This is a genomic window from Halovivax sp. (assembly GCA_007119345.1).
Taxonomy (GTDB): Archaea; Halobacteriota; Halobacteria; order Halobacteriales; family Natrialbaceae; genus Halovivax.
In genome coordinates this window covers 1-22,138 of the sequence record SKPV01000174.1, presented here as the reverse complement: position 1 = coordinate 22,138, position 22,138 = coordinate 1, and the positions used below count along the sequence as shown (strand labels likewise).

The following is a 22,138-nucleotide window of genomic DNA, read 5'->3' as shown; positions in this document are numbered from 1 at the left end:
ACTGTCGCGTCGCCGGGAGCCGGCGCCGTCGACGGTGCGATCGTGGTGGTACGGACGTCGTGGCGGGGATTCGAACCCCGGAGGCTTGACGCCACATGGTTAGCAACCATGCGCCTTGGGCCGCTTGGCTACCACGACACCGTGGTCTATCGTCGCCCTCTCGGACTCGGGGGCGAACCCCCTACAGCGTATCGTACCCGAAATTACACCCCGTCGGGTACATAAGGGCAACGAAACGTCCGGGCCCGACCGGCGACGGTCCCGTCCGCGAGTGCGCTCACTTACACTTCCGCCGGCCGCACCTGGCGCTCGCCCGTGCCCAGCGCGACCGTCGCGAAGAAGACGGCGATCACGAGCGCCACCAGCGCGGCGTTCGACTCGCCCGTGGTGACGACGGAAACGATCGCGAATCCGATCCCGGCCGAGAGGACCCCGACGGCGAGGCTCGAGAGGATCCTGGCGACTTCCAGGCGAGTCGTGTCCGCCTCCTGACCGAGTTGCCGGCCGAGGTCGCGAGCCGTGTGACCGAGGTCCCAGGCGAGCACCGCCGCGACCGCTCCGACCAGCGTCAGCGCGGTGCTCCCCGCCGCCACGCCGCTCTGGAGCACGGCGACGAAGACGACGAACGGGCCGAGATCGAACGCGAACGTCGTTCCCCGGGTGATCGCGGCCCAGAGCACGGCGATGCCGAGGGCGCCGACGCCGAGCGCGGTCGTCGACCCGAGGGCCGCGGTCCCGGTCGCGACGACGGCCGCCGCGAGCGCGGCGCCGCCGGCCACGGTCGTCGGAAGCCTCGTCGGTTCGGTCACTCGCGATCACCCGCCCCGGTCCGCGACAACGCCTGGTCGATCGTCTCTTCGGCTCGCCAGTCGATCACCGGAATTCCGGCCCGGCGGAGGTCGAACCGACGGATTCGCCGGGCGGCGACGGCCAGCTGTTGGCTCGTCGTCCGGTCGGCCGTCGGATCGGGGCTCACGACCACGACCGGGTGGCCGTACGCCTCCAGGCGCCGAGCGATCTCCACGGCGGCGTCGTCGTTCAGTGGCGTGAACAGGACCACCTGCGTTTCCCCGGACAGGCGCCGACGGATCCGCCGGAGCTGCCCCATCCACTCGACGCTCGCCGACGGCGGCGTCGCCGAGAGCTGGGAGTGATTCGCGAGCAGCCCGCGGAGCCGATCGACGTGGTTGTGGCCGGAACCGGGCGCCAGCCAGCACTGGTCCACGCCGTCGGCCGCCGAGAGATCCCGGACCGTCGGGCCGACTGCGGCCAGGCCGACGAGGTTCCCGGACTCTAAGAGCGATCCGGCGATCCGACCGCAGGCCTCGACCGACCGATTCACCGCGTGATCGGCCCCAGCCTCCGGAGCGACGTAGGCTTCTCGGCGGGCGTCGACGAGGAGGAGGACGCGGGCGGCGCGCTCCTCGTCGAATTCGAGCGTCGCGAGTTCGCCGGTGCGGGCGTGACGGTTCCAGTCGATCCGATTCATTGGGTCGCCGCGGCGGTACTCGCGCACCGAGTGAAACGCGTTTCCGGGACCGCTGTCGCCGGTCTCGATCGTCGAGCCGAACGCGTCGGCCTCCGGACGAAGCGGGACGGCAGCCGTGAGCGGTTTCACGCCGGGATCGCACTCGACGATCGTCTCCGCGCCGACGTGCCACGATCGTTCGACCGACTGGAACGGATCCCGCGTGATCACCAGCGCCGGATCGAACCGGTGACGACCGCGGACCGCGGTAACGGTGTAGCTGTAGGACACCGCTTCGGACGCGCGCAGGGCGGTTCCCAGTCGGGGCGAGCCGTCGGACACCGACAGGTCGCCCGGGACGCCGTCGACGAATCTGACGTCCGGGAGGAGTCCGCCCGATTCGTTGGTGACGGTGACGGTCACCTCGACCTCCTCGCCCGGCTCCGGCGTCACCGGTTCGACCGTTCGCTCGACGTCGATCGTCGGCCTCGGCGCGTCGAACAGTCGAGACGCCCCGGCGTACCCCATCCCGACCGCGCCGGCGAGGACGACCGCCGACGACTGTGCGAACATCCCGACGGCCACGGCGAGCAGCGCGACGACGCCGATCCCGTGCCAGTAGCCCGTCTCCAGGCGCCGGCCGCCGATCACGCCGTCGACCCGGTCGTCGGTCGTTCGCGGGGCCGACCGGTCCTCCGGCGCCGTTTCGAGTTCCGTCGCCGATTTCACGTCCTCGCCGGACGCCTCGGAACTGATTCTGGCGAGCGCCGTCGCCGTCCGTCGAACCGCGATCTCGTAGGCCGATTCGTCCGAGACGCGTTTCTCGAGACCGACGCGCAGGCTGCGGAACGGGAGGGCGTAGATCACACGCAAGAGCCAGGAGCGCCACGTCCGCGGTTGGTCCGGGAGCCCCAGACGCGTCGAGAGCAAGCCGGCCGCGTACGGATCGTCCGTCCAGGTTCCGTCTTCGAGTTCGTTTTCGGCCGCCGCCGGCGAGAGGCCGCGATAGCGAGTGAGTACCGCAATCGCCGCACCGTGGAGCCCCTCGACCGTCCGTTCGCTCGGGCTCGTGTGCCCCGTCGACCAGGATCGGAACTGGTCGACCGCACCCGTGAGCTCCGCCCCCGGGACCGGCACCTGGCGAGCCGATTCCGGTTCCGGCGTCCGCCGGCGAGATCCCGAACCGCGTCGCATGGCGATCGACCAGACCGCACCCATGAACGCGATGCTCCCCGCCACGATGACCAGCGCGACGGAGACGTCCATCGCCGCGACCCCGGTGAGGAACGCGATGCCGACGCCGAACGCGGACGCGGCGACGACCAGAGCCAGCGGTCGAACGATCATCGACCATCACCCGACCCTCGCTGGCGCTCCGTTCCGTACGCGTTCTCGATCCGTTCGAGCGTCTGGACGGCCCGGTCCTCCCGGATTCGCGTCGTCTCGGCGGCGCCGTACCGGACCTCCTCGAAGAGTCCGGTCAGCTCCTCGACGTGGTGGCGTTCGAGGCCGGCGTCGACGGCGGCGTCGGCGAACTCCCCCGGCGTGCAGGTGGCCGGACGGTCGACGTCGAGTAACTTCGTCATCTCGAGCCACGCCCGGTAAATTTCGTTGTCGAGCTCGCCCGGGTCGCTCTCGGTGATTCGGTCGACGGCCCTCCCGGCGGCGTCGGCGATACCGGCCACCTCTCCGCCGAGGACGTCGACGTCGGGCCCGTCGTCGTCCTCGCGTTCCCCGAACGGCGCGAAGCGGCCTCTGGTGTAGAGGAGCACGAGCCCGAAAACCACGAACCAGGCGAAAAACGGCAACAGGAGCGCGATGACCATCGTCACCTGCGGGTCTCCGCCCGTGACGTCGCCGACGGGTTCGGTCACCGCGGCGGCTCCCCTGGATTCGTCCGGGCCGTCGCCACCCACCATGTCGACCAGGAACACGACGCCGGCCGCGACGGGAAAGTACAGCAAGATCGCGACGAGCGTTCCGACGGACGTCCGCATGATCGCCTTGAAGTGTCGTAACAGGTACAGCGTCGCGACGATCGCGACCGCCGCCGCGACGACGGTGGCGATCCAGACGACGACCGTCGGAACGTCGAGCGGGGCGACCTCGGTCGCTCCGTTCGACCCCGACCCCATCTCCTCGGCCGAGCCGCCGCCTTCGAACGGGGACGAGGCGGTCGCCGCGGCGAGGGCGACGGCGACGATCCCGAGCAGGGCCGTCGCGAGCTTGATGGCGGAGCCCTTCCGTAGCACGATTCGAGGTTCATACCGCTAACAAATAAGTTCGATCATCCGCGCCGATCAGCCCGATCGAACGGATACGAAGTCGAGACCGACGAAACCCGTCGAGCGCCGGTCGAGCGCGGTCGACACCGTCGAGTACCGGTCGAACGTGGACGACACCGTCGAGTACCGGTCGAACGTGGACGACACCGTCGAGTACCGGTCGAACGGAGCCGAACCAGACCGACGGTTCGGACCGACGACCGCGAACCGTACGCTCGGTCCGAAAGCCGCGTCGACGGCCACGTCCGCGGTCGGCGATGGCCTGGAGTTAAATACAGCCGCCCAGTGTTTCCTGACAAGGACGTGCGACATCGAACGACACTCGTCAGGGTGGCGACAGCTATCGTCGGGGTCCTCGCCCTGGCCCTCGCCGCGGCGACGCTTCCGGAGCTCGTAGACGTGGGAACCGAAGGGGTCGGCGACGGTCCGAACGGAGACGGCGAAGGCCCGGCCGAGCCCGGGCAACCGGGGATCGAAGAGCCGGGCGAAACCCAGGAAGGCGCGCCGTGGTTCCTCGAGTATCTACTGCTCGCGCTGGTGATTCTCGTCACCGGCGCGCTCGCCTGGTACCTGGTGTTCGAGCGGCGCGAACTTGCCAAGCTCGCCGCCGTCTGCCTGGCCGTCGCCGCCTTCGTCATGTTCATGATCGCCATCATCGGCGAGGACGCGGCCGCGCTCGTCTGGGAAGCGTACGAGACGGAGCCGCCGGAGGAGAGAGAAGCGGTCGGCGGCGGCGGGGGTCCCGGATCGGACGGTACGGATCTGTCGACGTTCGAGCTGCTGATACTCGCGACCGCCGCCGCGGCGACGATCTTCGCCGCGGGCGTCCTGTTCTCCCGACACTCGCCGGACGGCGAGTCGGATCCCGGCGCGACGGCCGACGAAGAGCCCACGGACGTCGCGGGCGTCGGCGCCGTCGCCGGGCGGACCGCCGACCGGATCGAGTCCGGCGCCGACGGCGGGTCGCTGGACAACGAGGTGTACCGGGCGTGGCTCGAGATGACGCAACTGCTCGACGTCGACCGCCCCGAGACCGCCACGCCGGGGGAGTTCGCCGACGCCGCCATCGACGCCGGCCTCGAACGCCACCACGTCGAGGAGCTGACCCAACTCTTCGAGGAGGTCCGGTACGGCGCCGCCGAGTCGACCCCCGAGCGCGAGGAGCGCGCCGTGGAAACGTTACGGCGGATCGAGGCGGTCTACGGGGACGACGAACGCGACGCGGTGCGCGTCGGTGATCGCGGGTGAGCCGGAGCGTCAGGCCGATCGCGTTCTGGCTCACCCTGGCCGGGGTCGTCGCCGCGGTCGCGATCATCGCCGGACAGCTCGAACTCGGCGCCCGCCAGAGCGTCGTCGCGATGATCGGCGTCCTGGCGCTGGCGACGGCGGTCACCTCGCTCGAGGAGGGACGCACGGATCGCGACGAGGCGACGACTCCGGAGACGGAGCGTCGGGCCGCCGTGCCGGTGCCCGGGACGTCGGTCCGGGACGGAATCGGGGAGTTCGGTCCCGGTCGCGGGAGCGGCGGTGGCACCGTGCACCTCGTTCCCGGACTCAGGAGCGTCGCCGTCGCGGCTCTCACCAGGTTCCGGGGCGACACCCCGGACGAAGCGCGATCCGCGCTGGAGGCGGGATCCTGGACCGCCGACGAACGCGCGGCGCGGTTCCTCGCGACCGGAGAAGCCGCCCCAGAGTCGCGCCGGGAACGGGTCGCCGCTCGACTGGGGCGAGCCGACCCCTACGCCGAAGCGCTCGGTCGAACGGCGAGGGCCATCACGAGGATCGGATACGGCGGCGACGACGGGGGGCTGGCTGCCGACGAACGAGCGACGAGCGACGAACGAACGACGTCCGAAGACGAGGGCAACCCCGCCGGAGATCGCGACCGATTGAGCAGCGCGCGGACGGCCCGTCGATCCGCATCGGGGATCGTGGAAGTGTTCCACCGGGAGACGAACCACTGGAACGGTATCGGCGTGGTGGCGCTCGCCGCCCTCGGACTCGGAGCGATCGCGGAGTCACCCGGGCTCTTGCTGGCCGGCGCCGTCGGCGTCGGCTACGCCGGCTTCGCCCGTTCGATCACCGCCACCGCGCCCGACCTCGGCCTCGAGCGGACGGTGGACGTCGAGCAACCCGAGCCGGGCGAGGAGGTCGAGGTGACCGTCACCGTCACCAACGAGGGCGACGGAATCCTGTGGGACCTTCGGTTCGTCGACGGCGTTCCCGGCGGCCTGACCGTCGTCGACGGCTCTCCCCGAGTCGGGACGGTGCTGCGCCCCGGCGAATCGGCGACCGTCGAGTACACGCTGGTCGCTGAGCCGGGCGAGCACGCGTTCGACCCCGGGCTCGCCATCGTCGGCGACCTGTCGCGTTCGACCGAACGGGAGTTCCTCGTCCCCTGCGAGACCCCGATCCGCTGCGATCCGACCGCGCGGCCGACGGACGCGACGGTCCCGCTGCGGCCGTCGTCGTCGACCTTCGCCGGCCGGCTGACGACCGGCGACGGCGGCGCCGGAACGACATTTCACTCTGTGCGCGAGTACCGCCGCGGCGACCCGATGAACCGGATCGACTGGAACCGCCACGCCCGCACCGGCGAACTCGCGACGATCGACTTCCACGAGGAGCGCGCCGCCCGCGTCCTCCTCCTCGTCGACGCCCGCCGAGAAGCCTACGTCGCCCCCGGCGACGGGGTTCCACACGCCGTCGATCGGTCGACGACGGCCGCCGGACGCCTCGCGACGACCTTGCTCGACGCCGGCGACGCCGTCGGGCTGGCGGCGATCGGGACGAGCGATCGGCGGGAAGGGAGCGACGACCCGGCGGACGCCTGCTGGCTCCCGCCGTCGTCCGGCCCGGACCACCGCCTTCGACTGCGAGAGCTACTTCGCGCTCACCCCCAGCTCTCGTCGGCGATGCCGCCGCCGTCCGGTCGGTGGGTCGCCCAGGTCAGCCGGATCCGGCGACGCCTCTCCGCCGAGACGCACGTCGTCCTGTTCACGCCGCTGACCGACGTCGTCGGGACGATCGTGGCCAGGCGATTGGCCTCCCGGGGACACCCGGTCGTGGTCGTGAGTCCGGATCCGACGGCCGATCGCACCGCGGGCCAGGTGATCGCCCGCGTCTGCCGGCGGATCCGCCGCCACGACCTCCAGTCGATGGGGATCCCGGTCGTCGACTGGCCGGCCAGGGAGCCGATCGACGAGACGCTGCTTCGACTCGATCGACGAGGTGGCCCGCCATGACGGACGCTCCGCGACCGGTCGAGGCCGCGTCGATCTCTCGACGACCGACGACGGTCGCGGCCGGCCTGTCCGTCGGTGGGGCTGCCGTCGTGCTCTCGCTCACCGCGACCGGCGGGCCGCTCGCGCTCGCCCTCGCCGTCGTCGGCGCCGTCTGTCTCGGCCTGGGCCTCCACCTCGGACGCCATCGGGTCGTGGACCTCGCCGCCCTGATCCTCTTCGGCGCCGTCGCGCTGACCGGCCTCGCGGCGCCCCCGGAGGCGACGCTCGTCGCCGTCGTCGCGGTCGTGGTGTCCTGGGATCTCGGGTGCGCGGCGATCACCCTCGGCGCACAGCTCGGTCGCGTGGCGGAGACCGCTCGCCTCGAGGTACGGTACGCGGCATCGAGCCTGGGGGTCGGTCTCTGCGCGGCGACGCTGGCCTACGGCGCGTTCGTCTGGGGTGGCGGACTGTCCCTGGACGCCGTGGTGGTCCTGCTGGTGGTCGGCGTCACCGCGACGATCGCCCTCGGCGTGCGGCGGAACTGAGCCGCCGGTGGATACGCTCCTCCCGCAGCGTGGACGACCGAGAGAGCCCGAGCGAGTCACGGGAGACGCCGAGTACGGCGCGGGGTCAATCGGCCGACGGCTGCACGCCCACGTACTCGTCGTTCAACTCCCACTCGCCGTCCTCGTTCCGAATCATGTACTCGCCGTAGTACGGAACCCGGTTCGCGACGACCTCGCGAAAGGCCTCGCGGATCTCCGGCTTCGTCATCTCGCCCATCGGTCGGAGGTCGTCGTTGCGGTTGAGACAGCCCTTCAGATAGCCCTCGTGGGTCACCCGAACGCGATGACAGTTGGCGCAGAAGGTGGGGTTTTCGACCGGATCGACGATCTCGACCATGCCGCCGTCTCCCTTCCCGCCGCCGATCCAGTAGCGCTTGCGGTCGTGCATCTCGCGACGCTCGATCTCGTCGGCCCGCTCGGCCAGCCAGTCGTGAACCCGCCGGATGTCGATGTTCCACTCCGGTTTGCCGGTGAGTTCGGGCATGTACTCGATCAGCTGCAGCTGGAGACCGTCGTTCTCGGCGACGTGGTCGACCATCTCCGGGACGTAGCCGGCGGTGTGCTCGAAGACGACCATGTTGAGCTTGACGGGATCGAGGCCGGCGTCGAGGGCCGCCTCGACGCCCTCGAGTACCGCATCGTAGGCGCCGCTCTTGGTGATCTGGGCGAACGCCTCCGGGTCCAGCGCGTCCTGGGAGACGTTGACGCGCTCGAGACCGGCGTCGACGAGGGCCGGAGCGCGGCCGGGGAGGAAGGTGCCGTTCGTCGTCAACGACGCCGCCATCGAGTCGGGCGTTCGGGCGACGATTTCCTCGAGGTCCTCGCGGAGCATCGGCTCGCCGCCGGTGAACTTGACGGCCTCGACGTCGAACTCGGCGGCCACCTCGAGAAATCGGACGACGTCGTCGGTGCTCATCTCGTCGTCCTGGGGGTCCATCGGACCGCGGGTGTCGCCCAGCCCCTCGTTGTGGCAGTAAACGCAGTCGAAGTTACACCGATCGGTGAGCGAGACGCGAACCCCCGTCACCTCGCGCCCGAACTCGTCGGCGAGCATACCACCGTGTTCTCACCGGACGTGCTTAAATTCGTGCGGCGAAGTCGGCCGGGCGTAACCGAACTCGGTTACGTCGTTCGACGTCGAACCGGCGAGAGAATCCGAACGGTCGGTTCGGACGATACTTTTCGATGGGCAGTCCTCGGTAATTGGCTGTGGATTTCCAAATTCAGATTCGTGAATTGGCCCTTCATATTTCTAGTTTTGCACAGAGATTAAAACCTTGTTTTCATCTATTTATCTGGGATCTGACTATCGTCACAGACGATGGCGCGTAGTTCGTCTCTGAAGGTGTCGTGATGTTGGTCGAGGATGACGATGTCGCTCTTGAATGCGGTGAGAGTACAACCTAAAGGTCGTGTGCGGTGTGGATAGAACTCACTCTCGTTTCAAAAGTCATCGTCGGTATTTGAATCGGTGTACGCCTGCAGGCGTTTGTATTGTGGTAGCATATTACTGTACTCCTCGTTTTCGTCAGGGTCAGGGGGCACGATTGATCAGCTACGGCGATGGTTGGACAGTCCGATGTAAAATCATTCAATTATTACCTGATGTATCCTAAATTTTGAAGATGTTCTTCTAGATCCTCGTCAATCTCCTGAGTTTTTCGAGTTTGAATATTTTCATCAGAAAATCGTTCAAATATTTCTGTGACTAGGTTTGTTGATCCATTATCTATCTGTTTGAAATCAAGTGCGCTTGAAATATGTAGTACGACTTCCCGATTAGTAGTTTGCGCGTATTTTCGGACTCCATCATCATGTCGTTTGTATACTGCCCTCCACGGGCCACAAAACGCGTCAATATTCTTAATATTGTACTTGGTGGCGTCCTCTTTGAGCAGTCTATACGCCGATGTGACGACAGGGCGATCAGTAATAAGTGGATCACTAGACAATGTATCCTGTGCTGTTTCAAGTATCAGGTCTGGTAGATCTGTGAGGGATACAGGCTGATCTATCACTGATGAACCTTGACTAGGATGCCTAACTAACAGCGGGACATGCGTAAGCACTTCGTGGATTCCCCAAGAGTGCCCTCTGATTCGAACACGTGGATCAATTTGGCTATATTCACCAAAACCTTCGCCGTGATCACTAGTAATAATTATGAGCGTATCATCAATTCGTCCCCGCTCAGAAAGATTTTTTATCAATTCAGAGACAATAGTATCTGCCTGATGGATAGCCCCGTCGTAGAGATTTTCAAGTTTCTCAACCCTCCCCCAACCCTCACCAGCGAGGTTTTCCCTTCTTGATGGCTTGTTTTTGTTCTGGATTTGCCAGTCCTCGCTTGACGCCCATCGGTCGTGATCGTTGTCTGGCTCATACGGTGAATGAGCATCCATGATGTTGATGCAAGCTGCCCATGGAGAACGTTGCTGACCTTCCCAGTCAAGAAACGCGGCAACAAATTCACCGCCATGAATAGATTTCCATCCTGATTTCGGATCCCCTAATCTTCGATCAACGGCAGATACACCATTATGATAAAGTTTCTGTCCGATATTCAGAGATGATTTGAGTTTTTTATCTGATTGTATATATCTACGCAAGTGACCCTGTAATCCCGTGATATCTCCCTTTCCCGGATAATACGCCTCTTCAAACCAAGGATATCTTTCCTTTAATGATTTGTACGCGGGGTATTTAGGACTGTAGACAGTCTCGAAGCATTCGTCCAAATTTGAGGCGCTTGAAATAATTCTATTGTTTGTAAACAGTCCAGTAGCATATCCGCGGTTTTCGTTTAATTTTGCCCAAACAGTTGAATCTGTCTTGATTTGTGCTGTATGCTGGATAGCCCGATGTTCCTCAACGTGGCGACCAGTGAACATACTCACATGACTAGCGATACTGTGTATCCCTGGTGAACGGGCTTGTTTGTAAACTTTAGCGTTCTCTGCAAACTCTTCAAGAAATGGTGTTGTTTCTCTGGAATATCCATGCAAGCTTGTGTTTTTAGCTCTTACTGAATCCAAAACGACGAGTAATACATTCATTCTTATTCTCTTTGACTAGGTTGTACGATATTATAATTACCGGGTATATGTCGATCTTTGGCCTGTTAACGGACAATGTGATACTTGGGGCGACAACTTGTTGATTCGTCAACTCTGATCATGGGATACACAACTATTGCAGGTGTGTGAATGGCCACCGTCATTATATCTCATATAATAGAGTGTGAAACAAATCGAAAAATGCTAACTGCCTCTATTCAATGCGGTCTACATCAAAGTATCCTTCATGGGCGCAGAACTTAGTTCACTAATGTCCTGTTTTAAGTGCCAAACTACTGTATTGTCAGGATAACGTGTCTCGGGAACCGGATATCGACGGGCGAACACCTCGTCACTTTCTTGAGCCAGCGAAAGACTCAGACGATAGCGAGGACGACGTTGACCGCCCCACCATAGACGACTTCGACACCTCCGCAGCCCGGTCATCCGGACCATCGCTCATCACCCAGATACAAGGCAATCTCGACTTGGAGACGCAACTCCTCCGGTACCTCAATCAAGGTCTCTCTCCCGAGGAGGCTGTCGGGAAACTTGACCTTTACACGGGCAGCGTTCCGTTCTGAAAGTTCGACAAGAAGTGGTATAAACTTGACGAAGAGGACCCCGCTCGCCTGTTCTTGTACCGTTTGCTTAGTGTCTTGAAGGACTATGCCATCGAGGACGAACTAAAGCACGGCGCAGCCGAACACCTTGGCCTAAACGACGTTATTACCGAGAATACTATCGAGAGTATCAGCGAGAAAGTGGAGGCACAGACCGGCCCAGACGTGAGCCACCGTCTTCGAGAGATTATTGAGCGGTTGGAAGACAACGACGAGATCGTGACGCTTCCCACCGCGACCCCGGACGGTCGTGGTGAACCCGAACTGGTACTCATCTCCCGGGAACTACGGAAACTCGCGTATCAGTTCATCCAGTTGGACCGCGACGAGTCACGGGTCACCTACCCGAAGTGGCAGTTATTCAAGCTGATGGAGATGGCCGGACTGTGTAACATCCACCCTAACGACGCCGAAGCCTCGCTCTAATTCCTGCCGTACTTTTACTACCGGGACGCGCCGGGGTTCAAAACGCTCCGGAACTAGCTCCGCAAAAACGACATCTTTGAACTGCGGAAGATGTACCTCGCCGCCTTGGAGCGCCTAATCATGGTTCTCGACGAGTACGGCTATCTTCCCGACCGGTCCGACTTGACAATGGATCTGACCAACCTGATGTGATATGGTCGCCACTCGACGGAAAAGGACGAGGACGGGAAGCGGCTTGACCGAGACGATATCTCGCACGAGGACCAGCCCATCGGTGTCGAAGGCATGGACCAGAAGGCTGGTTCGTCCTTCGCATTTCAAATCGCCAGTATCAGCCTCGCCAATGTCAAAATGCCTGTGACGCTGGCGGCGAAGAGCATCCAGCGGCGCGGGAGCATCGAGCACCAGATAGACGAGATGCTGACGTACCCAAAGCACTACGTTGAGCACGATATCGTTTGTATGGATGGTGGGTTCTACGGCCGTGGGATGCACGACTGTCTCGAAGAACACAGCCTCAAGTTCATCAGCCGACTGCGCGCCCGAACACCGGCGATTATTGAAGACCTGAAGGAGGCCGCCATCCATTACAACATGGACTACAACGCAGCAGGGTACGACGTCCGCCTCGGTGATGTCATCCCCGAGAGTGAGGCGGAGTCGTGGCTGATCACACTGCCCTCGAAAAAGCGGTTCGAACGGGCTGAGACGGGGACCGAGGACAAGGGGAATTGGGAGGTGTACTACACGAACCTCGATCCGGAGGAGTTCGGTGGGTTGGAAATCGGGCGACGGTACCGGCAGAGATGGACGATAGAGACCGCGTATCGACTGATGAAGCACGACTTCACCGCGAAGTCTGCGAGCTAGCTACGGTGTCAGCGGGAGTCATCGCCAACATGGCGTTCATCTACAACGCGATGTGGATGGCGTCGAACGTGACGTACGCCGAAGAGAACGCCCGGCCGGTGAAAGACGACCAAGGGCGATATCCATTCACGGCCAACCAGTTCATGGTTGCCATGGTGCTCGACATGGAGGATATCGACGTTGGAGAAGTCGGCGATTTGTCAACTCGAAGTAACATCGTTCGAGAGGTGTTCGGTGACGGCTATCCGTTCCTCTTGGACGGTCATCCTGAATTTGAGAATTGAGGCTCAATTACCGAGGACTGTGGGAGCCGAACGGTCGGTTCGAGAGACGCCATCAGCCGGTAGACGACGCGGACGGCCCGACCGTTCGTCCGAGCCGACTGTCACGATTTGCTCGACACCACTCATTGGGCTGGACGTCGTGAACCGGACGTATGAGTACGATCGCCGAACTCGTCGTCCCCGCCGACGAGTTCGCCCTCTCCCGGACGCTCGAGACGGTGCCGTCGCTCGAGGCCGACGTCGAGCGGCTGGTGGCCCACGATCCGGAGCACGTGATGCCGTACGTGTGGTTCAGCACCGAAGCGGACGACCTCGAGCGCCTCGACGAGGCGCTGCGGGAGGATCCGAGCGTCGAGCGGGTCGAGTTGCTGACCGATCTGGACGACGAGCGACTCTACCGGATGGAGTGGGTCGACGACGTCGGCGTCGTGGTCCACGCGCTGACCGAAGAGCAGGCGACTATCCTCGACGCCTCGGGCGAAGGCCCGCAGTGGCGACTCCGCATACTCTTCCCGGAGCGAGACGCGCTGTCGCGGACGTACGAGGTCGCAGACGAGGAAGGACTCACCGTCGACGTCGCGCGGATCCACGAGCTCCAGGACGACCGCAGCGGCCGGTACGGCCTCACCGACGCACAGTACGAGACCCTCGTCCAGGCCCTCGAGTACGGGTACTACCAGATCCCCCGGGAGTCCGATATGGAAGCGCTCGCGGCGCACCTCGACATCTCTCACCAGGCGCTCTCCGAGCGGCTCCGACGAGCCCACCGGCGTCTCGTCACGGAGGCGCTCAACGTCGGCCCCGGCGACGTCGATGACGACGGGTCGCTGTGACCGCGGGCGTCGGCGGGGCCGCCCCGACAACCCGACGCTGACCTCCATCGCCCCGAAAGTGGCCACCCCACGCCCCGAAAGTGGTCACCCTACACCCCGAAACTGGTCACCCCACGCTCCAAAACTGGTCACCCAACGCTCCAAAACTGGTCATCCAGCGCTTCCAAGTCGAGCAACCGACGGCACAACAACTACGCCGGTCGCCACCTACACGGCCACCATGGAAGACGAGATGCTGACCGACCAGCGCACGCTCGTCGAACTGATCGAAGCGGAGGGCTGGGACGTGACGGACCTCGAGCTCACCGCCTACGAGAGCCCCTGGGCCGACGAGGACGACCCGGAGGCCTCCCTGACGATCACCGCGAGAAAGCCCTACGAGAAGGAGGTCGAGGACGACGAAGGCGACGAAGACGACGAGAGTCCGTTTCGGGTGAAGTGATCGCCGAGACGGCGAGCGTAGGCCGAGCCCTCGTTTCGATCGTCGCGGTGGTTCCGCCTCACCCCTTGATGTTGCACACCGGGAACGTTCGCGCCACCTTGTCGCCGATACCGAGCGCGTCCGAGACCCGAACGACCTCGTCGACGTCCTTGTAGACGCCGGGAGCCTCCTCAGCGACGGTCGCGCCCGACTGGGCTTTGACGTAGATCTGGTCCCGATCCCGAAGTTGCTGCTGGACGTCGCCGCCCCAGTACTCGTTCTTGGCCTGCGTGCGGCTCATGAGCCGGCCCGCGCCGTGGGCGGTCGACCCGAACGTGAGGTCCATCGAGGCCTCGCCGCCGCGAAGGACGTAGCTACCGGCGCCCATGCTGCCGGGGATGATGACCGGCTGGCCGACGTCGCGGTACGCCTTCGGAACGTCGGGGTGGCCGGCGGGGAACGCCCGCGTCGCGCCCTTGCGGTGAACGTAGAGCTCCCGTTCGGTCCCCTCCTCGTCGGCTCGCGGCCGAACGCCGCTCGCCTCGTCCGCGGAGCGTGGCTCGGCGCCGACCGTGTGGGTCTCCTTCTTCGCGATGTTGTGGGCCACGTCGTACAGGAGGTGCATGTCCATCTCCTCCCACGATCGATCGAAGACGCGCTCGAACACTCGCCGGGTGCGGTGCATGATCAGCTGGCGGTTGACCCACGCGAAGTTGATCGCCGCGTTCATCGCGGCGTAGTAGTCCTCGGCGAGCTGGGAACCCGCGGGCGCCGCGGCGAGCTCCTTGTCGGGAAGTTGCTGTAAGAGCCCCTGGTGGTGCCGTTCGATCTTCCGCAGGTAGTCGTTGCACGTCTGGTGGCCCAGTCCCCGCGAGCCGCAGTGGATGAGGACGACGATCTGGTCCTCCGAGAGTCCGTAGGCGTCGCCGACCTCGCCGTCGAAGACGTCGGTCACCCGCTGGACCTCGAGGAAGTGGTTGCCCGATCCCAGGGAGCCGATCTGGTTCTTCCCGCGGTCTTTGGCCTTCTGGGAGACCTTCGACGGGTCGGCGCCCTCGCGCATCCCTTCGTCCTCGCAGTGCAGCAGGTCCTCCTCGACGGCGTAATCGTTCTCGAGCGCCCAGTCGACCCCGCGAGCCAGGATCTCCTCGACGGTGTCGACGCCCGCCTCGACGACGCCGCCCCCGCCGAGGCCCGACGGGATATTGGCGAACAGGGAGTCGACGAGCTGTTCTTCGCGGCCGTTCACGTCGTCGTACGTCAGATTCGTCCGCATCATTCGGACGCCGCAATTGATGTCGTAACCGACGGCGCCGGGCGAAATGCAGCCGTCTTCGGCGTCCATCGCCCCGACGCCCCCCACCGGGAAGCCGTAGCCCTGGTGGCCGTCGGGCATGCAGATCGCGTACTTCGCGATTCCCGGGAGGTGAGTGGTGTTGCGGATCTGTTCGAGGGTCTTGTCCTCGCTGATCTCCTCGAGTAGCGCCTCGCTGGCGAGGACGCGAGCCGGCACGCGCATATCGCCGGTTCGGGGGAGTTCCCAGACGTACTCGCGAACCCGCTCCAGGGTCAGGCCGTTCGCGTCGAACGTGGTCATACCCGGTAGTCGGACGCGGACGCTGAAAGAAGTTGTCTCGGCGCGTCGGCGAACCGGAACGTCGAGTCGGGCGCCGGTCCGGGGTTGCCACGAGGGATTGCGGGGTCGTGTCGTGGGGATCCGGGGTCGAGTCGATGGGGATCCGGGGTCGTGTCGCAGGGATCGGGGGTCGTGTCGCAGGGATCGGGGGTCGAGTCGATGGGGAACTCCGACGTCGAATCGGAACGCGCTCCGGCGTCGATCAGTTCGTCTGCTGGCGCTCCGTCTCGCGCTCGGCGGGCGCGACGGCGACGGTGGGGTCGCCGCGCGCCCACCTGGCGTCGAGGGACCCCGGACCTCCGCCGGTGATCAGGAGCACCGACGCAAGTCCGTAGAGCCCGACGTGGGCAAGCACCGGATCGTCGGGGAGCGCGAACAGCGTCATCGTGAACACGATCAGCGCGGCCAGCGCGACCCCGCGCGTCAGTACGCCCGCGAGGAGTGCGAGACCCAGCGCGACCTCCGTGAGCCCGGCGGCGAGCACCCAGAGCTCCGGCGAGACCGGTATCGTCGCCGTCAGCTGGTAGTGGTCGACGACGGCGAGCGCGAGTCCGGGGTCCAGCAGCTTCTGACTCGCCCCCAGGTAGACGAACGTGACGCCCAGCCCGACGCGACAGACCGTCGGCAGATACCGGCCGGCGGGCCGCGCTCGGTCCTGGAGCGACTCGACCCGATCGAAGAGCGGGACCGTCCGGCTCGCGAGGGTCCCCGAGGTCCCCGCCAGCCGCTGGAGGACGTGGTCGGCGCTGGGCCGCCCGCTCCCGGCGATCGCGATCGCCGCCATCCCGCCGACCATCTCCAGCTGGAGCAACAGCAGCGGTTCGATCGCCGCGCCGACCAGATAGACGACGAGCGCAGCTACCGCCACAAGACGCGTTCCGAGTCCGAACAGCAGCAAAAAGCCGAGCAAAACCTGGAGTAGCCTGAGTTCCACCTCGACGGCCGGGCTGACGAAGTAGCCGCCGAACCCCGCCCCGATGAGCGGGATGCCGAACGAGATGCGCAGGAGCCACGGCACGTAGTCGCGATACTCGCTCATCGCGACCCGGAACGCGACGACGTCGCGTTCGCCGGGCCTGGCGTACAGGAAGACGACCGCGGCGACGAGGAGCGAAACGCCGCCAGCGAGCAGCGGGCCGACCACCGCGGGGTCCGACAGCGCGTCCCGGTAGAACGCCGCCAGCGCGACGTCCTCGCGCTCATCGACGACGTACTCTTCGTGGGCGACGGCGACGCCGCTCCAGCCCGCGAGCGCCGCGGCCGCGGCGAGCCAGCCGACCGTAACCCGTCGCCCGACTCCCATCGAGGACGCCTACCACGAACGTGCGGAAAAGGTTCGCGGGCGGCTGCAGACGGCGTGCCAGTCCGGATCGACTCGGTCCGGGACCGGATCGGGCGCGACACCCGGTCGCGATCCGGGCCGAATCGCGCTCGTTCCCGGGCCGACTCAGTTCGGGACCGCGACGCGCTCGTTCCCGGGCCAGCTCGGTTCCGGACCGGGACTCGCTCGCTACCGCATCTCGCCCACTCGCAACCCCACGTTCGATGGCCCTCGACCTCAGTCGTCGAAGACCACGTTCAGACGTCGAAGACCACGTACGCCTCCCAGCCGTCGTCGGTCTCTTCGAGGCGCATCTCGGAGTACGTGACGGCTTTCACTTCGCGGGCGTCGATCGACTCCAACGCCACGCCCCGTGCGGACGCCTCGAGCGCCCAGCGGTCGTCGTCGCTGCGGACCGTGACGGCGTTGTCGACGGGGAGTTCGTCCCTGACGTCCCGCAGGTAGATCAGTTCGTCCAGGTAGTCGAACAGCAACGCCTCGAGGGACTCCGCCTCGACGGCGAGTTCGAATCGCTCGCCCGCGTCGGGAACGGTCTCGAAGCACGCCGCGGCGAGTCCGTCCGCGACGGCCGCGAACGCTCCGTCGAGGTCGTCGGCGGCGGCCGCCACCGCCACGTCGGCCGTGTGATCGCGGAGTTCGAACGGCATTCGTCTCGAACTGCGAGCGCGACGGCGGTATGTCCGTCGATTCGTTCGCACCGGACCGAGGGGGCGCCCCCGGCGGCGGTCGTAGCGACGTGCTCGTGCCGGCTGCCGGTGGAATTATATTGACGACGATGGTAGGGTGGGACAGTGAGCGTCAACGTCGACAGTCGCGTCGTCCCTCCCGGGAGCGACGAGTACGTCGGGGAGGCCTGGTCCCTCAAAGAGGAGATCCAGGAGCGAGAGGACGTCCTGAAGCAGCGATGGAACTTCTTCTCCGACGCGTACCGACGCTCGACGGTCCACTGCACCTTCCACGACCGCGACGGCGAGGAGCTCGTGGGCTTCGCGGCGGTCCGACGCGACGGCTACATCCTCTTTCTGGCGGTCGATCCGGACTGTCGCGGCCACGGCATCGGCAAGCAGCTCGTCGCGCGAGTCGTCGAAGATCACCGATCCGTGACCTGCCACGCGCGGACGACGAACGAGAACGCCCTGCAGTTCTACGAGCACCTCGGCTTCGAGATCGCCCGCCGGATCGACGACTACTACGAGGACGGCGGCGACGCCTACTACCTCAAACTCGGCTCCGACGCCGGCCTGAGCGGCCGGCTCTCTGACCTGATCCGGCGCTGAGGCGGCCGGATCGAAACGGACTCGCCAGTCCAATACAGTTATGCTGCGCGCCCGGCGAGTAGCGGGCGCATGGAGGAGCGAACGCGGGCCTACCTGCGGGGCCGGTTCCGGGACTACTACCGCCGGGCGACGATCACGCCCCCACCGGACGCGGCCGCGCGCGAGTGGGGCTACATCCCCTGGACCGAGGGTCCGGAGACTCGCATGGTCCGCCACCGGTCGCTGCTCGACCTCGGGGACGTCGAGTCATTCCTCGAGCGCGAGCGCCCGCGCCACGTCTACTTCTCCGCGGGGCGCTACGACGACCCGGGCGCCGGTTCGATGGGCGAGAAGGGCTGGCGCGACTCCGACCTCATCTTCGACCTCGACGCCGACCACCTCCCAGGGGTCACCCTCGGCGAGGACTCCTACGCCGAGATGCTCGAAACCTGCAAGGACGCCCTCGTCCGGTTGCTCGACTTCCTCGAAGACGACTTCGGATTCGAGGACCTGCAGATCGTCTTCTCCGGGGGGCGGGGCTACCACGTTCACGTCCGCGACGAGGACGTGCGCCACCTCGACCGCGAGCACCGCCGCGAGATCGTCGACTACGTCCGCGGCATCGGCCTCGAGTACGACGAACTGATCGACCGGGAGACGGTCGCCGGACTGGGCCGGAAGACGCCCACGGAGCGCCGGCGCCTCGAGATCGAAGGCGGGTGGGGAAAGCGGATCCACGAGCGATTCGTCGCCTTCCTCGACGAGCTTCTCGAGCTGGACGACGAGGAGGCGATCGACCGCCTGCAGGCGTTCGAGGGGATCGGCGAAGGGAAGGCCACGGCCGCGCTCAACGCGGCCCGCACCAAACGCGAGGAGATCGAGGCCGGAAACGTCACCGTCCACACCGCCGTCTCCCAGCTCGCCGAGCGGTTCGCCGCCCGAACGGTCGAGGCGGAGAACGCGCCGATCGACGAGCCCGTCACGACCGACACGAACCGCCTCATCCGGCTCCCCGGAAGCCTCCACGGGGGAAGCGCCCTCGCGGTTCGCCGGATCGACCGCGACGCCCTGGCGGAGTTCGACCCGCTCGTCGACGCCGTCCCGGAGACGTTCGTCGGCCACGAGATCCGCGTCGACGTCTCCCGCGGCGGCGAGGTCGAACTCGGCGGCGACACCTTTACGGTCAGCGACGGTGACCAATCACTACCGGAGTACGTGGCCATGTTTCTGATGGCCCGCGGACGCGCCGAGAAGGAGAAAGAATGAACCTGGAGGAACTGCGTTCGGTCCAGCACACGGAGCGCCAGAAGGACAGCCTCCAGGCCCTCCGACCGTCGTTCTACCAGGATGTCGGCGAGTACATCGCCGAGCTGGAGGGCGAACGCGACCGCCTGGCCGACGACGCCGACGACCCGTTCGCCTCGCCGGAGGTGGCCCGACTCACCGACGAGATCGAGACGGCCAAGGACGTCGTGGAGGCGATCTACGAGCGTCGGATGGGCAAACTCGTCAAGCAGGCGAGCCTGGCCGCCGCGGGCATGAACGCCGACGACGAGGGACTCACCGCCGAAGAGCGCGTGCTGTTCGAGGACCTGGTCGAACGGATCCGCGAGAACAAAGCCGAGATCCTCGACGTCCTCTCCGGCCGAACGGAGGGGGCGACGGTCGACCGGGCCGGAGCCGCGGACCGCTCCGCGGACGTCGTCCCGGACGATCGACCAAGACCTGAAGGCGTCGGCGAGCGGGGCGACCGTCCGGTCCCCCCGGAGGACGCGCCGAGCGGGGGCGCGGTCGGCGGCCCGGATGGGGCGCACGCCTCGGGCGCCGACGAGGCCGACGGGGTGAGCGCCGCCGACGTCATGGGCGGCGACCCGGCGCCGTCCGACGGTTCGTTCGACGGCGGGACCGAGTCGTCCGGCGGCGCAGACGAACCCGGAGACGGTTCCCGCGGGTCGGCCGCGGACGAACGCGGTACCGCCGACTCCGGGTCGGACGAGAGCGGGGCCGACCCCGACCCCGACGGAGGTCCCTCGGACGCCCGTTCGGACGGAGATCCCGCCGAGACCGGCTCGGACGGAACTCCCGTCGACGCCGACGCCGGCGATCGAACCGCCGAAGCGGACGACGCATCCTCCGTCGACCGCGTCACCGTCCAGATCACGGCCGACGTCGGCGCGATACTGGGCGTCGACGATCGCGAGTACACGCTCGAGTGTGACGACGTCGTGACCCTTCCCGAAGAGAACGCGTCGCCGCTGATCGAACGGGACGCCGCCGAGCCGCTCGAGTGATCGGGACGGCGCGGGGCCGCGCCACTGACGCGACGCCGCCGAGCCGCTCGAGCGATCCGAGTGTGCGGGGTGTTCACAGCGTCGTGACGGCGCCCGTTCGGGCGAGTGAGACCGATAAGCATACGTCAGGTCGCTCGAACCCACCTCCTATGCTCGACGTCGGAGACGAGGCACCGGAGTTCGAATTACCGAATCAGCACGGCGAGACGGTCTCGCTCTCGCAGTTCGCGGGCCGACGAGTGGTCGTCTACTTCTACCCGCGGGCGAACACCGACGGGTGTACCGTCCAGGCCCGCGAGTTTCGCGACGCCGGGGCGGCGTTCGACGAGCACGACGTCGTGGTCATCGGGATCAGCGACGACCCGGTCGAGGACCTCGCGACGTTCGCCGAGGACCACGACCTGGGCTTTCACCTCCTCTCGGACGACGGCGGGGAAGTCGCCACTCTCTACGAATCCTACGGCGAAAAGCAGATGTTCGGCAACACCTTCGACGGCGTCTTCCGGAACACCTACGTCGTCGGCACCGACGGGACGATCGACGCCGTCTACGAGGGCGTCACACCCGATGGCCACGCTGAGGAGGTTCTCGCGGACCTGTCAACGACGCCGACGGCCTGATTCGGCGGCCGAAGGGGCCGCCGGTTCGGCTTTCCGCCGTGGCCGCGTCGGTTCGGACGTGCGACTCGCGCGAGCGGCGGCGAGGGCGGGCCCGGGACGGCGACAGGCGAGATACCGGCTCACTGGAACGCGCCGCCGGCGGGACACCGGCTCACTGGAACGCGCCGCCGGCGGGCTGTTCGGTCTCGGGTTCGGCCGTGTCGAACTGTTCTTCGATCTCCTCGTAGCGTTCGCGGGTCTCGGGAGTCACGCTGGCCGTGACCTCCTCGAGCGCTTCCTCGAAGTGCTCGCGACTGATGCGGACGTTTCCGACCGCGTCGTCCATCTCCGCCGGGTCGACCGAGTTGATGAACTCCCGGGTGGCCGCCATCGACGCCTCGCGACAGACCGCCTCGACGTCGGCGCCGACGTAGCCCTCCGTCTCGCTCGCGAGCCAGTCGAGGTCGACCCCGTCGGCCAGCGGCTTGTTCCGGGTGTGAACCTCGAAGATCTTCTTTCGCGCCTCCTCGTCGGGGACGGGTACGTGGACGTGACGGTCCAGGCGCCCGGGCCGGAGCAAGGCGGGGTCGATCAGATCAGGGCGGTTCGTCGTCGCGATGACGACGACGTCCTCTAGCTCCTCCAGCCCGTCGAGTTCGGTCAGCAGCTGGGAGACCATCCGCTCGGAGACGCCGGAGTCGCCCGTGCGCTGGCCCCGCTCGGTGGCGATCGAGTCGATCTCGTCGAAGAAGATCACGGTCGGGGCGTTCGAGCGGGCCTTCTCGAACACCTCGCGGATCCCCTTCTCGGACTCGCCGACGAACTTGTTGAGCAGCTCGGGGCCCTTGATCGAGATGAAGTTCGACTGGGCCTCGTTGGCGACGGCCTTCGCGAGCAGGGTCTTCCCGGTGCCCGGCGGGCCGTACATGAGGACGCCCTTGGCGGCCTCCATGTCCAT

At 65.9% G+C, this 22,138-nt stretch carries 21 protein-coding genes and 1 tRNA gene; 12 read left to right on the top strand and 10 right to left on the bottom strand.

Annotation, left to right across the window (positions count from 1 at the left end; genetic code table 11):
* Nucleotides 1–55: 55 nt before the first annotated feature.
* From QZT59_RS11765 to QZT59_RS11750, 4 genes are all read right to left on the bottom strand, one after another.
* A tRNA-Ser gene (locus tag QZT59_RS11765) sits at nt 56–138 on the bottom strand.
* A 143-nt stretch (nt 139–281) separates the two neighbouring features.
* Complete coding sequence (locus tag QZT59_RS11760) at nt 282–809, bottom strand: hypothetical protein (RefSeq protein WP_290816208.1); 528 nt, start codon at nt 807–809, stop codon at nt 282–284.
* Nucleotides 806–2,815, bottom strand: coding sequence for a DUF58 domain-containing protein (locus QZT59_RS11755; RefSeq protein ID WP_290816205.1), 2,010 nt, complete (start codon nt 2,813–2,815; stop codon nt 806–808). Before QZT59_RS11755 ends, QZT59_RS11760 begins: the two co-directional genes overlap by 4 nt.
* Nucleotides 2,812–3,720: a DUF4129 domain-containing protein gene (locus tag QZT59_RS11750; RefSeq protein ID WP_290816202.1), complete on the bottom strand. Its 909-nt coding sequence runs from the start codon at nt 3,718–3,720 to the stop codon at nt 2,812–2,814. The genes QZT59_RS11755 and QZT59_RS11750 overlap by 4 nt, the downstream gene beginning before the upstream one ends.
* A gap of 363 nt (nt 3,721–4,083) precedes the next feature.
* On the opposite strand from QZT59_RS11750, the gene QZT59_RS11745 reads away from it, so the two are divergent.
* From QZT59_RS11745 to QZT59_RS11735, 3 genes are read left to right on the top strand one after another with little or no spacing between them, the layout of a single operon-like run.
* Complete coding sequence (locus tag QZT59_RS11745) at nt 4,084–5,001, top strand: DUF4129 domain-containing protein (RefSeq protein ID WP_290816199.1); 918 nt, start codon at nt 4,084–4,086, stop codon at nt 4,999–5,001.
* Nucleotides 4,998–6,998 carry a DUF58 domain-containing protein gene (locus QZT59_RS11740; protein ID WP_290816197.1) on the top strand — a complete coding sequence of 667 codons (2,001 nt, stop codon included), beginning with the start codon at nt 4,998–5,000 and terminating at the stop codon, nt 6,996–6,998. The genes QZT59_RS11745 and QZT59_RS11740 overlap by 4 nt, the downstream gene beginning before the upstream one ends.
* On the top strand, nt 6,995–7,522 hold the full coding sequence (locus QZT59_RS11735; RefSeq protein ID WP_290816196.1) for a hypothetical protein: 528 nt from the start codon (nt 6,995–6,997) through the stop codon (nt 7,520–7,522). Before QZT59_RS11740 ends, QZT59_RS11735 begins: the two co-directional genes overlap by 4 nt.
* 85 nt (nt 7,523–7,607) lie before the next feature.
* On the opposite strand, the gene moaA is transcribed toward QZT59_RS11735, so the two are convergent.
* The gene (gene moaA / locus QZT59_RS11730; protein ID WP_290816194.1) at nt 7,608–8,597 is read right to left on the bottom strand and encodes a GTP 3',8-cyclase MoaA; all 990 of its coding nucleotides are present in this window, start codon (nt 8,595–8,597) and stop codon (nt 7,608–7,610) included.
* A 544-nt stretch (nt 8,598–9,141) separates the two neighbouring features.
* Entirely contained in the window at nt 9,142–10,599 is a 1,458-nt protein-coding gene (locus tag QZT59_RS11725) for a sulfatase-like hydrolase/transferase (RefSeq protein WP_290816191.1), read from the bottom strand.
* A gap of 659 nt (nt 10,600–11,258) precedes the next feature.
* Here QZT59_RS11725 and QZT59_RS11720 point away from each other — a divergent pair.
* From QZT59_RS11720 to QZT59_RS11700, 5 genes are all read left to right on the top strand, one after another.
* Nucleotides 11,259–11,648, top strand: coding sequence for a hypothetical protein (locus tag QZT59_RS11720; protein ID WP_290816189.1), 390 nt, complete (start codon nt 11,259–11,261; stop codon nt 11,646–11,648).
* Nucleotides 11,649–11,933: 285 nt separating this feature from the next.
* On the top strand, nt 11,934–12,518 hold the full coding sequence (locus QZT59_RS11715; protein WP_290816186.1) for a transposase: 585 nt from the start codon (nt 11,934–11,936) through the stop codon (nt 12,516–12,518).
* 29 nt (nt 12,519–12,547) lie between these two features.
* Nucleotides 12,548–12,802 (top strand): hypothetical protein, encoded by a 255-nt coding sequence (locus QZT59_RS11710; protein ID WP_290816183.1) that lies wholly within the window; start codon nt 12,548–12,550, stop codon nt 12,800–12,802.
* Between the two features lie 152 nt (nt 12,803–12,954).
* The gene (locus QZT59_RS11705; protein WP_290816180.1) at nt 12,955–13,635 is read left to right on the top strand and encodes a helix-turn-helix domain-containing protein; all 681 of its coding nucleotides are present in this window, start codon (nt 12,955–12,957) and stop codon (nt 13,633–13,635) included.
* 220 nt (nt 13,636–13,855) lie between these two features.
* Nucleotides 13,856–14,077 (top strand): hypothetical protein, encoded by a 222-nt coding sequence (locus QZT59_RS11700; RefSeq protein ID WP_290816178.1) that lies wholly within the window; start codon nt 13,856–13,858, stop codon nt 14,075–14,077.
* 58 nt (nt 14,078–14,135) lie between these two features.
* Here the strand turns inward: QZT59_RS11700 and QZT59_RS11695 are convergent, their stop codons facing one another.
* The 3 genes from QZT59_RS11695 to QZT59_RS11685 form a co-directional block, all read right to left on the bottom strand.
* Nucleotides 14,136–15,653, bottom strand: coding sequence for an RtcB family protein (locus tag QZT59_RS11695; protein ID WP_290816176.1), 1,518 nt, complete (start codon nt 15,651–15,653; stop codon nt 14,136–14,138).
* 241 nt (nt 15,654–15,894) lie between these two features.
* Entirely contained in the window at nt 15,895–16,995 is a 1,101-nt protein-coding gene (locus QZT59_RS11690; RefSeq protein ID WP_290816174.1) for a DoxX family membrane protein, read from the bottom strand.
* 275 nt (nt 16,996–17,270) lie between these two features.
* Complete coding sequence (locus tag QZT59_RS11685; RefSeq protein ID WP_290816171.1) at nt 17,271–17,681, bottom strand: archease; 411 nt, start codon at nt 17,679–17,681, stop codon at nt 17,271–17,273.
* Between the two features lie 144 nt (nt 17,682–17,825).
* Between QZT59_RS11685 and QZT59_RS11680 the strand changes: the two genes are divergently transcribed.
* From QZT59_RS11680 to bcp, 4 genes are all read left to right on the top strand, one after another.
* Entirely contained in the window at nt 17,826–18,311 is a 486-nt protein-coding gene (locus QZT59_RS11680) for an N-acetyltransferase (protein ID WP_290816169.1), read from the top strand.
* 69 nt (nt 18,312–18,380) lie between these two features.
* Nucleotides 18,381–19,556: a DNA primase small subunit PriS gene (gene priS / locus QZT59_RS11675; protein WP_290816166.1), complete on the top strand. Its 1,176-nt coding sequence runs from the start codon at nt 18,381–18,383 to the stop codon at nt 19,554–19,556.
* Nucleotides 19,553–20,581: a hypothetical protein gene (locus tag QZT59_RS11670; protein ID WP_290816163.1), complete on the top strand. Its 1,029-nt coding sequence runs from the start codon at nt 19,553–19,555 to the stop codon at nt 20,579–20,581. Before priS ends, QZT59_RS11670 begins: the two co-directional genes overlap by 4 nt.
* Before the next feature lie 149 nt (nt 20,582–20,730).
* The gene (bcp, locus tag QZT59_RS11665; protein ID WP_290816160.1) at nt 20,731–21,201 is read left to right on the top strand and encodes a thioredoxin-dependent thiol peroxidase; all 471 of its coding nucleotides are present in this window, start codon (nt 20,731–20,733) and stop codon (nt 21,199–21,201) included.
* Nucleotides 21,202–21,352: 151 nt separating this feature from the next.
* Here bcp and QZT59_RS11660 read toward each other — a convergent pair.
* The coding region (locus tag QZT59_RS11660; RefSeq protein WP_290816157.1) for a 26S protease regulatory subunit at nt 21,353–22,138 on the bottom strand (786 nt) is incomplete at its 5' end.

Excerpts from the sequence above, each read along its gene's own strand:
- QZT59_RS11755 (WP_290816205.1), bottom strand. The coding sequence starts at position 2,815 with ATGATCGTTCGACCGCTGGCTCTGGTCGTCGCCGCGTCCGCGTTCGGC.
- QZT59_RS11735 (WP_290816196.1), top strand. The coding sequence starts at position 6,995 with ATGACGGACGCTCCGCGACCGGTCGAGGCCGCGTCGATCTCTCGACGA.
- moaA (WP_290816194.1), bottom strand. The coding sequence starts at position 8,597 with ATGCTCGCCGACGAGTTCGGGCGCGAGGTGACGGGGGTTCGCGTCTCG.
- QZT59_RS11725 (WP_290816191.1), bottom strand. The coding sequence starts at position 10,599 with ATGAATGTATTACTCGTCGTTTTGGATTCAGTAAGAGCTAAAAACACA.
- QZT59_RS11715 (WP_290816186.1), top strand. The coding sequence starts at position 11,934 with ATGGACCAGAAGGCTGGTTCGTCCTTCGCATTTCAAATCGCCAGTATC.
- QZT59_RS11710 (WP_290816183.1), top strand. The coding sequence starts at position 12,548 with ATGGCGTTCATCTACAACGCGATGTGGATGGCGTCGAACGTGACGTAC.
- QZT59_RS11705 (WP_290816180.1), top strand. The coding sequence starts at position 12,955 with ATGAGTACGATCGCCGAACTCGTCGTCCCCGCCGACGAGTTCGCCCTC.
- QZT59_RS11700 (WP_290816178.1), top strand. The coding sequence starts at position 13,856 with ATGGAAGACGAGATGCTGACCGACCAGCGCACGCTCGTCGAACTGATC.
- QZT59_RS11695 (WP_290816176.1), bottom strand. The coding sequence starts at position 15,653 with ATGACCACGTTCGACGCGAACGGCCTGACCCTGGAGCGGGTTCGCGAG.
- QZT59_RS11690 (WP_290816174.1), bottom strand. The coding sequence starts at position 16,995 with ATGGGAGTCGGGCGACGGGTTACGGTCGGCTGGCTCGCCGCGGCCGCG.
- QZT59_RS11685 (WP_290816171.1), bottom strand. The coding sequence starts at position 17,681 with ATGCCGTTCGAACTCCGCGATCACACGGCCGACGTGGCGGTGGCGGCC.
- priS (WP_290816166.1), top strand. The coding sequence starts at position 18,381 with ATGGAGGAGCGAACGCGGGCCTACCTGCGGGGCCGGTTCCGGGACTAC.
- QZT59_RS11670 (WP_290816163.1), top strand. The coding sequence starts at position 19,553 with ATGAACCTGGAGGAACTGCGTTCGGTCCAGCACACGGAGCGCCAGAAG.
- bcp (WP_290816160.1), top strand. The coding sequence starts at position 20,731 with ATGCTCGACGTCGGAGACGAGGCACCGGAGTTCGAATTACCGAATCAG.